Below are 257 nucleotides of genomic sequence, written 5' to 3'. Positions count from 1 at the left end.
AGGGTATGGATATCGCGCAGACCACCGGGACAGCTTTTGATGTTCGGCTCCAATACCGCGCCCGAACCTTGCGATTTGGCATGGCGGTGTTCCATCTCCACCAGCTTTGCTTCGATAAACGCGGCTACATTGCGTTGCGCGTTCATTTTTTCCGTCAACTCGTCCGCTGTTTGGCGGTTGCCGAACAAAAAACGAGCCTCTAAAAACGCCGTGTCCCCCGTAATATCATCGCGCACGCTTTCGCACAGTTCGTCAAC

Annotated in this window: 1 pseudogene; it reads right to left on the bottom strand. The window is 54.1% G+C overall.

The window, feature by feature from the left end:
- Positions 1-257 (bottom strand): annotated as a pseudogene (locus ACTHS3_RS18180) ([protein-PII] uridylyltransferase); the annotation flags it as partial.

Source organism: Neisseria sp. P0009.S007 (assembly GCF_051962515.1).
Note: the sequence above shows the minus strand (reverse complement) of the source record. Positions and strands in the feature narration are given on the sequence as shown.